This window comes from Paenibacillus camerounensis, assembly GCF_000723885.1.
GTDB lineage: Bacteria > Bacillota > Bacilli > Paenibacillales > Paenibacillaceae > Paenibacillus_AQ > Paenibacillus_AQ camerounensis.
Genome location: NZ_CCDG010000046.1, coordinates 1 through 10,944 on the forward strand (window position 1 = coordinate 1; position 10,944 = coordinate 10,944).

Consider the following 10,944-nt stretch of genomic DNA (forward strand, 5'->3'; position numbering starts at 1 on the left):
AGAAACGGCTATGCCGTCCTTCAGAGAAGGCGGTAACCGTTCCTGCGAGAAAGATAAGAATTATGGATAGCGTAAAACATATACATTCTGGCGTAATATTTCAAAAAAGCCCTGATACATCAAGGTTTCTTGATTATCTGGGCTAATTTTCACTTCATTAATATAGAGTTACGCTGTAATCCTCCAGCTGCAGCTGCCCGACGTTCGCAAATGCAACGCTCTTGCCTGAAGCAGCCGTAACCTTGAACCCCTTCAGTCTGATGGTCTCAACATCACTGCAGATCAACGCGCGGTCTGCGCTGAGGTTTATATTTTCAAGACTGATGTTATTTAGGCGGTGCTCAGGCAGACCCTTGATTTCGACGGCAATTGCAGCCCCTTCACCGCTGATGTCTTTAATACTGATATTGCTGAAATCGGAAGGCGTGCTGGTTTGCGGAACCACGGTACTGTACCCGTAGAACATGTTGATCTGTACAGCTTCTTCTCTAACATTATTGATCTTAATCTGCTCAAACCGGATATTGTCCACGTAACCGCCTCTGCCGCGCATCGACTTCAGCCGGATGCCCCGGTCTCCGCCGGTGATGGTGCAGCTGTGGGCGTACACATTCCGGACTCCGCCTGACTTTCCGCTGCCGATTACAAGGCCTCCGTGTCCTTCTTTCATTACACAATTGCGGATGACAATATTCTCACAGGGCTTGCTGACCCGCCAGCCGTCCTCATTCATGCCGGAATTGATCGCGATGCAGTCGTCTCCGGTCTCGAAGCTGCTGTCCTCAATGAGCACATTGCGGCAGGAGTCCGGATTCAGCCCGTCGGTATTGGGGCCGCAGCTGACAATATCTATTCCGCGGATGATGACATTCTCACAATAGACCGGATGCACCGTCCATTGAGGGCCGTTATGAATCACAACCCCTTCAATCAGCACATTCCGGCAGCGGACAGGCTGGATGAACGACGGCCGCAGGGCTGCCTCCTCCGTACCGAAGATTCGTTCCTCAACAGGAATCCCGTCTCTTTCGGCATAGCAGAGCTTATCGGCTGCAGTCTGCTGGAGCTGCTTCCAGTGCCACCATGCTTCGCCGTTTCCGTTAAGCGTCCCCCCGCCGGTAACCGCGATATTCTCGCAGCCGATAGCATAGATCAGCGGGGAATAGTTATAGCATTCCATCCCTTCCCATCTTGTAAAAACCGGCGGGAGATAATCGGCAACGGTATCGCTGAAAGTAATCATAGGTTTCTTGATTCTCCCCTCGCTTTGATTCTGGAATGTTGAATAAAAAAATAGTATCACGGTAGGCTTCAGCCATGAATGGATAAAAGAGCCCGGCACTTGTAAAATTCGAGCTTGTTATGGCGCAAAAAAAAGCAGCCTGCATCAAGCAGGCTGCTTAGGCTGACCGGTATTCCGGAGGAATACGGACGGTCACTTGTTCTGTTATTCAACTTTTAATGCGGCTTGCTGCTGTTCAAAAATCTCGTAGAAGTCGCTCCAGATCAGCACATTATCCTTTTCTTTATCCCACCACCCCTTGTACCAGTCCACAATTTCCGCACCGCCTCCGGTTTCCCATTGCTTGGCTGCGTCCTGTGCTGCTTGTTCAATTGAATATTTGCTGCCGCTGATGATGGCTCTTGTGTAAATATCGTGTACTGCTGCCGTGACATTGCTGAATTTAACCTGCAGTTCCTTCGGTAATTGCGGCATATGCTCAGAGTGCGTCAAGCCTTCGCCCACCGGCAGATCGGTCATATACGTGTCTACCGCTTCCTTGAACAGGCGCAGTGCTTCCTTCTGTGCAGGAATCGCTTCATCGAACTGGGTCTCGGCGTAGCCGTATTTCCCTTCCTCCAGACGGCTGTATACCATACCGAAATCGCTTGCCCAGCTTACTTCGTTTTTGTATTTCTCCTGATCCACAATGACTGGTCTGCCGTCAGCCTCAAGGTTATAATGCTCGCCTTCGATCCCGTAGCGGAACGTGCGTCCGGTATCCGGCTTAACCAGGAAATCAATATATTCCATGATGGCTTCCGGATTTTTGGCCCGGGCATTTACGATTGCGGTCATCTGCACCGGGTTGTTCCAGACCGTAGTGAATTGTCCTGCTGAAGTTACAGGAAGCGGCATAATCTTAAGCTTTGCATCCGGTACATTTTTCATCAAGGTATCCAGCTCACGCGAGGCGAAGCCCATATAATCGTTGGTCATAAAAGCATAGATTCCGATCTTGCCGTTCAGGAAGTCCTGCTTCGATTTGGACCCGTCCTTATCGCTAAGGAAGTCTTTGTCTACAACGCCTGCTTCGTACAGCGCCCGTTTGAACTCTGCCTCAGCCTTCAGGCGTTCCGGGCCGACTTCAATTTCGCCGTCTGCACCCAGATTGACCCAGTTCGCATTAAAGATATAGCGGAATAATCCGGCATTGTCCCCGAATTCGAAGCCGCCGATTCCGTAAGTATCATCAACGCCGTTACCATCCGGGTCCTGCTCCGTAAAGGCTTTGGCTACAGCCAGGAATTCCTCCTGTGTTGCAGGAACGCTAAGCCCCAGCTTATCCAGCCAGTCCTGGCGGATGAATACGCTCACCAGCGGGTACACCTCATTCATGCGGCCGAATTCATACAGCTTGCCGTCTGATTTGATGCCTGCCTGTTTGAGCTGCGGATACTTTTCAAGCAGCGCCTTATACTCTACACTGTGCTGCTCGATCAGATCATCCAGCGGCATCAGCTGCTTCTGGTCAAACATCTGATTGCGGATGCTGGTGCCGAATTCGAAGATCAGATCAGGCGCACTGCCTGAGGCCAGAAGCACGTTCAATTTGGACTGTGACTCCCAGCGCGGGATCGCTACATATTTTACATTGGCCGGCCCGTTTTCATTGATCCATTTGGTCCACATATTGTCTTCAATCGTTCCCATTCCGTTCGGAACCGAGCCCCGGTCATAGATGGTGGATGAAATATTGCCCCGTTCCTTAGGTGCACCGCTGTCTGCATTTCCAGCCGCCGGTTCTTTATTGCTGTTGTTCGAGCATCCCGCCAGCAAGCCGGCTCCCAGACCTGCAATTAACAGGAGCTTAGGCAGTTTATTCATTATACTCATGATGAAACCCCGCTTTCTCGTAGTATAAATATGGAGACGCCGGCCCTTTAGCCTTTAATAGAGCCAAGCATAACACCCTTAACAAAATACTTCTGCAGCAGCGGATACACCGCCAGAATAGGGACAATCATGACAATGACGGCAGCTGAGCGGATCCCCTCCGGTGTCATCGTTGCCAGCATGGTCGGATCGGCAAAGTCCTGAATCATCGAGGTGGATTTGATCATATTCTGCACCAGCACCGTCATATTGTATTTCGCCGTATCGTTGATATAAATCATGACGCTCATGAAGGCATTCCAATATCCGACTCCATAGAACAGCGCCAGCGTTGCCAGCATCGGCTTGGACAGCGGCAATACAATCCGCAGCAGGATACCCGTTTCACCGCAGCCGTCTATTTTGGCTGCTTCATCCACTTCACCCGGCAGCTGTTCAAAGGCGGACCGCATCAGCAGCATATTGTAAGTGCTTACCAGACCGGGCAGCCATAATGCGGCGTAGCTGTTCACCAGGCCCAGATTCTGCACGACCAGGTAGCTGGGAATTAATCCTCCGTTAAAGATCATCGTGAACACCATTGCCAGTGTAAAAAAACGGCGGCTGTAAAACTGTTTTCGCGATAAGGGGTAAGCAGCCAGTACTGTAACCAGCATGCTTAGCGCCGTACCAATTACAGTAATCTGTACACTGTTCCAGAAGGAACGCATAATCGGAGTGCCTGTGAACAAGCTGTTAAAAGAGGACAGGCTGAACTCCACCGGCCAGAGTGTGACCCTGCCGCTGGCCACCGCATCCGCTCCGCTGAGCGATAACGCTATTACGTTCAGAAGCGGAGTAATACAGCTTAAAGCTATAATCGTTAATAGTACATAGTTCATTAAATAAAAGAGCTTCTCACTTCTGCTGTCCCGCATCGGGTACCCTCCTTACCATAGGCCTTGATCAAATTTGCGGGCGATCGTATTGGCTGTGAATACCAGTATAAACGCCACTAATGATTCGAATAATCCCATCGCTGTCGTCAGGCTGAACTGTGCCCCCTGCAGACCTATCCGGTAGATGTAGGTGCTGATTACATCGGCAATCTGGTTCACATTCGCATTCTGGAGCATGAATACCTGATCAAAGCCTACCTCCATTACCCGGCCCATCGATAAAATCAGCAGCAGGATGATTGTGGGACGGATGCCGGGCAGTGTGATATGCCAGATCTGCCGCATCTTCCCTCCCCCGTCCATAGCTGCGGCTTCATACAGGCTGGGATCAATGGCGGATAGTGCAGCCAAGAAGATAATCGCATTAAAGCCCATGTCCTTCCAGATACCTGACCCAACAAAAATCGAAACCCACGAGAACTTCTCGTACATGAAGGGATACACATCTCCAGTTATCTGCTCGACGATCCGGTTGACCAGTCCGTTCTCCATGGCAAAGGCCGTCGATACCAGCATGGCAATGATGACCCATGACAGGAAATGCGGCATATACACAATGGTCTGGACTGTACGCTTAAACGTCATGCTGCGGACTTCATTGAGCATGATCGCGAGGATAATCGGAATCGGGAACCCGACCGCCAGGCTCAGCAGACTGAGCATCAACGTGTTACGGATAATCTCCAGGGTCCGGGGATCTTGAAACAAAACCTCAAAGTAATGAAAGCCGACCCATGGACTGTTAAAGATGCCGTCATAAAAGTTATAGTCCTTAAAAGCAATGATCAGCCCGCCGATGGGCGCATACCGGAAAATCAGATAAAACAGAATGACCGGTGTGAACATCAGCAGCAGGGGCAGGTTTGTTTTGAAGCGTTTCCATTTAGGGCCGTTAAATCGCCCCTTTGCTTCGGGACCGTCCGGGTATGTGCCCGGAGCTGCTTTGGTAATCTCCATCAGGTACTCCTCTCCTATCGTGTTGCTCTTTGTTTATTGGTTATACATTGATTGTACCGGGCGCGCACAGCAAGAACATTTAAAATCCTACGATGTTTTTTAAAAATTCTACACACAAAAAACCATCCGGCAGATGAAGGACCGGATGGCTGCAAGACGGCAGTATGGGATTAATATCTATTCAAACCGTTTCCGGAACTCACGCGGCGATTCCCCGGTCATCTGTTTGAACACAACTGTAAAATAGCTGGAGTTATCAAAACCGACCCGTTCTGCAATCTCCGTCATCCGCAGGCGGCTCCGCTGCAGCAGTTGCTTGGCTTCCTCAATCCGCAGCTGGGCGACGTAATTCGTAAGGCCGGTTCCGGTCTCTCTTTTGAACAGATTACTAAGATAATTGGGCGTTACATGCACATGTGCAGCGACAGTCTGCAGGGAGCAGTCGCCCTGATAGTGGATTTCAATGTACTGCTTGGCCTGGAGCACGGCATTGTCCTGCTGCCTGTTCAGCCATTCATCAAAAATACCGACAAACTCCGCGCATTTACCTTTGGCCCAGAATACCAGCTCCTGTACGGTCTGAGCTTTGAGAATGCGGGCAGGATTAAGCTCCTCGCCGGCTACTGCTACGTTAACATGCTTAAATTCCGTCAGCAGGATACTGGAAAAGACCGTGATCAGCGTATAAATTCTGGTCTTGCATTTCTGGAGACCGAGGGAAGCCGCCTGGTTCACATAGGCCTCCAGCCTGTGCTCGGCCGCCGGTAAATCACTGGTGTCCAGCAAGGCGAGCAGCTCCTCTTTTAGCAGAGCGAAGCCGTCTACGGCCTCCAGATCGGTTATAGTCTCGTTACCTGCATTAGAAAACGTTCCGTATTGCTTCGCCAGATCTGTAAACTGCTGTACTACCCCCATCTCCAGCCAGCCTGCCTTGATTTCAATGAAGCTATGCAAAGCCTCCTGTACATGTTGGCGATATATCCTCCCCCTGGAGCCGGGCTTCATCAGGAAAGCAAAGCTATCCTTGCGCAAAGGAAAATACAGACCTTCTACAATCTCCCTCTGCAGCAGCTCCTGCAGAATATTTGTTACCGCATAGTGGAGGAGGCCTATATCCCCTGGAGAATAGATTTTGCCAGGCTGCTCATAGCCATCGATCTGTAAAATACAAAAATCCGCCTCCTGCCATTGCCGCTCCCAATTCTCTCTGAGCGTTCGCTCGCAGGGCAGCCCGAATAATGCAGCCCGGAACAGCTCAGTCTGCTGCACCTGTCTAGAAACTCTGGTTTTTAGTTGTTTTAAGCGCAGGCTCTCATACGCTTTGCGGAAGACGGCGTAGGCCTCATCCAGCGAAAAGGGCTTAAGCAGAAACTCCACCGCTCCGTACCGCAATGCACGCTGGGCATATTCAAAATCACGGTAGCCGGTCAGAATAATTACCTTGATATCCGGATGAGTGCGGGACAGCCATTCCATGAACTGCAGCCCGTCCATTACCGGCATATTAATGTCTGTTATAATAAGGTCTGGCTTATACAGGGCTACCGCCTGCATAGCCTCCTCACCGTCAGACGCTTCCCCGATGACCTCCCAGCCGAGCTGGTTGCTTGAGATCAGCTGCACCAGACCTTCACGGAACCAGATTTCATCGTCTACGACAAGCAATTTACCAATCAATGCTCTTCACTCTCCTGCAGCCGGTAGGGCAGCTTAATCCGAACCATCGTTCCTTCCCCTTGTACCGACTCAAATTCAACTCCATACGGGGCACCATAGGCCAGTTCAATCCGGCGGATGACGCTTCCCGTACCTATCCGCTTTCTTTTATCGTTCACATGTTCAGGCAGGGGCTGCAAAATACGTTCAATCGTCTCCGGACTCATTCCGCTGCCGTTATCACTGATTTCCAGAACAAGCATCGTCCCGCCTCCTTCTCCTTCAGCACGGGTACTCGCGGTAATCCGCAGACGTCGGTCTGTCTTTTTGTTGACGAAGGCATGAACAAATGTATTTTCCACAATGGGCTGAATCAGCAGTCTGAACATCCGGCAGCCCATCAGCTCATCCGGAATGTTAATGTCGGCTGTAAGTGAATTCGGGTAGCGTTCCTTTTGTATCTCCAGATAATTGTTAATCTGCCTGAGCTCATCCCGCAGCGTGGTCATCTGGCTGACCGGCTCCAGTGTATATTGCAGCATTTCCGACAAGCCGTTAATCAGGCGGGCAGAGCGTTCATCACCCAGCATATAGAATTTCCAGAAGAACATACCCAGCGTGTTATACAGAAAGTGAGGGTTCAACTGTGCCTGAATTGCTTTTAGCTCCGCTTCCTTTTCATTAATTTTGCGTTCATATATTTCATAGATCAGATTTTCGATGTGGACAGTCATATTGTTGAAGCTTTCTCCCAGAAAACCCAGCTCATCACGGCTGCGGATTTGAACCCGTGTCTCGAACCTGCCTTCCCTGACATGCCGCATTCCCCGCACCAGATTGCCCAGCGGACGCAGCAGCATACGGCTTATCACCGTAATAATAATGCCCATACTGATAAGGCTGGCTAATGCCGAAGCCACCGCCACCTGCAGGATCACTCTGCTGCCGTTCTGGATTTGTGCCAGAGATACCTTACTCACCAGGGTAAAGCCAACCTTTTCTGATACCTGCCTCGTATACATGAAAGATACACCATGCTCTTTGCGCACTATGTTTCCTGCCGCCGGCATATCAGCCAGGGAAGGTTCTGCTGCATTGTCCGAACCGTTCAACGTATAGACAAGCCTGCCTTCCCCGTCAAATAAATAAGCTTCAGTATCCTCATGAATGCGCAAATCCTTCATATGTGACTCAAACAGAGAATTATTGAACAAAATCAGCATTATTCCGTAAGTGTCCAATTCGAACGTCCTCATAAGTCTACCGGCTAACACCACGTTAGCCGTATTCCCGCCCTGCAGGAAATCGCTTTCAACTGCGCGGCTCCAAACATATTCTCCACCGGTCGCTTGCAGCCGCAGCAGCATATCATCCCGGAACGAGCTAGTAAAATTATTGAACCGGCCGGAAAATGAGCCCAGGTTAAGAATATTCCCCTTTAAATCATAGATGCGGATAGCCATGATCTCAGGTGCATCCAGACGTACCTGATAAATCTCTTTATCCAGCATCTGCTCAAGCTTCAGACGTTCGTAAGAGCCGGATCTTTCAGTCTGCTCCATCACAGCCTGGCTTACCGAAGGGTTCAAGGTAATATAATCGGTCACCCTATACATATCGTTGACTCTGGAATCCAGCTGGGCAAGAATCTGCTCTGTGGTCATATAGTACTGCCGGCTTACCTCGTCATTGAACAGTGATAAATGGATACGGTACGTAATGATGCCTGCAATGCTGGAAATAAGAATATTAGCAGCTGATAAGGCAATAATCAGCTTTGTGCTGAATTTCAAGGATTTTTTAAACAGCCGCCGCCTGTTGTCTGCCATCTCTCTTCCTCCGGCTCAGAATGATTGGATTTCCATTAATACAATGCATGATAGAGAGATCGAAAGTCAACATTCGCGTATTTGATTAAATTTAAGAATATCAAATTAATATAGCTACAATTCCAATGTAAAGCTGTCGATAAACATTAAAGACCTATATTTTTTTGCCAAGTTGAGGAGTGGGAAGAGCGCATGACAGACAGACAGGGAAGTGTATTGAAGAAATTAAGGCTTACCATTAGGATGAAGTTATTAACGGGGTTTCTGATAGTAGCTGCATTGCTTGCCTTTGTAAGCATCTATGCCTTGGCCCAGATTCGGGGGATGTCCCAAAGCGCTGAAGAAATTGACCAGAAGTGGATGCCGAGTGTCAGCCTGCTGGGTATGATGAACGGGGATGTCTCAGATGTAGAGCGTCTCGCCCTTGCTGTCATCGTTGAGACGGATGAAAGTGAAGTTGAGAAGCTGAATGAAGCCCTGCAGGTGCTGCAGGACAAGATTGAAGATGAGCGCAAAGAGCTTATTTCCCTTCTTGAAGGAAACGCAGATGCAATCGCAATGTATGATACGTTCAGCACAAACTATGACTCGTATATAGCGAAAATGCCAGCCTTCATTGAACGCGGTATCGCTAACGACTACGGAGAAGCCAGCAGACTTCATTCCGAGTCCTATCCGTTATGGTATACCGCCAATGATACGATTGCTCAGCTGATTACGCTAGGCAACGGCTTATCAGAGGAGGCTACAAGATATTCACTGGTATCTGCAGAACAAGCCTTTAATGTTATCTTAGCGGTAACGGTTATTTCCTTCCTGCTTGCCGTATTTATCGCGTTCTTCATTGCAAGCATTATTGCAAGACCGATTCAGAAGCTGAATGCTTCGGCAATGCTGATTGCAAACGGGGATTTAACAGGTAAACCGATTGTGCTTAAAAATAAGGATGAGCTCGGCACGCTGGCTGCTTCCTTTAATTCCATGACAGGCAACCTGCGTGCAATGATTCAGTCCGTTTCCATGACCTCAGAGCAGGTAGCCGCATCTTCAGAGGAACTGCTTGCAAGTGCAGAGCAGAATGCCAAGGCTTCCGAGCAAATCTCTGAAACCGTTGAGCTGCTGGCGGCAGGTACAACAGAGCAGGTCAACATAGTGAAGCGCTCCTCCCAGGCGATGAGCGAAATGTCCCTGGGCTCCGAGCAAATTGCCCAGCTTGCCCAGAGTGTATCCGTATCAGCTGTAGATGCCGCGAATCAATCGTCAGAAGGGAACCGGATTGTCCACCAGGCAGTAGAACAAATGAGCTCGATCCGCACTTCAATCGCTTCTCTGACAGAACTGGTTACCGGTCTGGGAGAACGTTCTGCAGAGATTGGCAGCATTACCGGAGTAATCAATAATATCGCCCGTCAGACCAACCTGCTTGCCTTGAATGCGGCTATCGAGGCTGCGCGTGCCGGTGAGCATGGACGGGGATTCGCCGTTGTGGCTGGAGAGGTGCGTAAGCTGGCAGAAGAATCCTCAGTATCGGCTCAGAAGATTACAGATCTCGTACAGCTCATTCAAGATGATACAAACCACGCCATAGAGGCTGTAAAAGTAAACAGCAGTGAAACTGAGTCCGGGATTGAGATTGTTACAGCCGCCGGACAAGCATTCGGGCAGATTACTGAGGTGGTAAACAAGGTGGCAGGCGAAATTCAGGAGGTATCCGCTGGTTCAGAAGAAATGTCAGCCAGCACGGATGAGTCAGTCCGGTATATGGAACAAATCTCGAATATTGCGCAAGAGTCATCAGGTGAAGTACACAATGTATCTGCTGCAACAGAAGAACAGCTTGCCTCCATGGAGGAGATTGCTTCCTCAGCCAGCGCCCTCTCCAAGATGGCAGAAGAGCTGCAGGAGCAGATCAATAAATTCAAAGTATAAGTTATATATGATTAAGCCGGCGATTTATCCCCGGCTTTTTGTATTGCAGATTAAAGGCACCGGTATGGTGTCAGGAACAACAAAAAAGTCATTGTCGATTACTCAACAATGACTTTATGTGCTTGGCAGCGTCCTACTCTCCCAGGACCCTTCGGTCCAAGTACCATTGGCGCTGGAGGACTTAACGGTCGTGTTCGGGATGGGTACGCGTGGAACCCCTCCGCCATCGCCACCAAACATGCGTCTGTGAAACAGACGCTGCCGCTAGACATTTGGTTCAACACCAGAAGTGTCAATCAATGTCGTTGCGTTACAGGCTTGATCACCTGAAAACTGAATCCGAAACAAAGATGCGTTTGCCCTTGTTATGGGGCCCCCGGAAAGTAATCGGAATCGGCTTCGTCAGCCTCTTCTTCACTTTTTGGGGTAGTTTATTGGATAAGCCCTCGACCGATTAGTATTGGTCAGCTCCATGCATTGCTGCACTTCCACCTCCAACCTATCTACCTCGTCGTCT

Annotated in this window: 7 protein-coding genes and 2 rRNA genes; 1 reads left to right on the plus strand and 8 read right to left on the minus strand. The window is 49.6% G+C overall.

Annotation, left to right across the window (positions count from 1 at the left end):
- Positions 1 to 157: 157 nt before the first annotated feature.
- The 6 genes from BN3772_RS17770 to BN3772_RS17795 all read right to left on the minus strand — a co-directional run bounded on the left by BN3772_RS17770 (position 158) and on the right by BN3772_RS17795 (position 8,498).
- Positions 158 to 1,243, minus strand: coding sequence for a glycoside hydrolase family 28 protein (locus BN3772_RS17770; protein ID WP_052380572.1), 1,086 nt, complete (start codon positions 1,241 to 1,243; stop codon positions 158 to 160).
- A 204-nt stretch (positions 1,244 to 1,447) separates the two neighbouring features.
- Positions 1,448 to 3,118 (minus strand): extracellular solute-binding protein, encoded by a 1,671-nt coding sequence (locus BN3772_RS17775; RefSeq protein WP_042201109.1) that lies wholly within the window; start codon positions 3,116 to 3,118, stop codon positions 1,448 to 1,450.
- 47 nt (positions 3,119 to 3,165) lie between these two features.
- On the minus strand, positions 3,166 to 4,035 hold the full coding sequence (locus tag BN3772_RS17780) for a carbohydrate ABC transporter permease (RefSeq protein ID WP_042201110.1): 870 nt from the start codon (positions 4,033 to 4,035) through the stop codon (positions 3,166 to 3,168).
- A 12-nt stretch (positions 4,036 to 4,047) separates the two neighbouring features.
- Entirely contained in the window at positions 4,048 to 5,013 is a 966-nt protein-coding gene (locus tag BN3772_RS17785) for an ABC transporter permease (RefSeq protein WP_042201112.1), read from the minus strand.
- A gap of 177 nt (positions 5,014 to 5,190) precedes the next feature.
- On the minus strand, positions 5,191 to 6,690 hold the full coding sequence (locus BN3772_RS17790; protein ID WP_042201114.1) for a response regulator transcription factor: 1,500 nt from the start codon (positions 6,688 to 6,690) through the stop codon (positions 5,191 to 5,193).
- On the minus strand, positions 6,687 to 8,498 hold the full coding sequence (locus BN3772_RS17795; RefSeq protein WP_052380573.1) for a sensor histidine kinase: 1,812 nt from the start codon (positions 8,496 to 8,498) through the stop codon (positions 6,687 to 6,689). Before BN3772_RS17795 ends, BN3772_RS17790 begins: the two co-directional genes overlap by 4 nt.
- Before the next feature lie 192 nt (positions 8,499 to 8,690).
- Here BN3772_RS17795 and BN3772_RS17800 point away from each other — a divergent pair, with 192 nt between their 5' ends.
- Positions 8,691 to 10,427 (plus strand): methyl-accepting chemotaxis protein, encoded by a 1,737-nt coding sequence (locus BN3772_RS17800; RefSeq protein WP_042201115.1) that lies wholly within the window; start codon positions 8,691 to 8,693, stop codon positions 10,425 to 10,427.
- A gap of 120 nt (positions 10,428 to 10,547) precedes the next feature.
- Here BN3772_RS17800 and rrf read toward each other — a convergent pair.
- Positions 10,548 to 10,664: ribosomal RNA gene (rrf, locus tag BN3772_RS17805) — 5S ribosomal RNA — on the minus strand.
- Between the two features lie 197 nt (positions 10,665 to 10,861).
- Positions 10,862 to 10,944: ribosomal RNA gene (locus BN3772_RS17810) — 23S ribosomal RNA — on the minus strand; the annotation flags it as partial.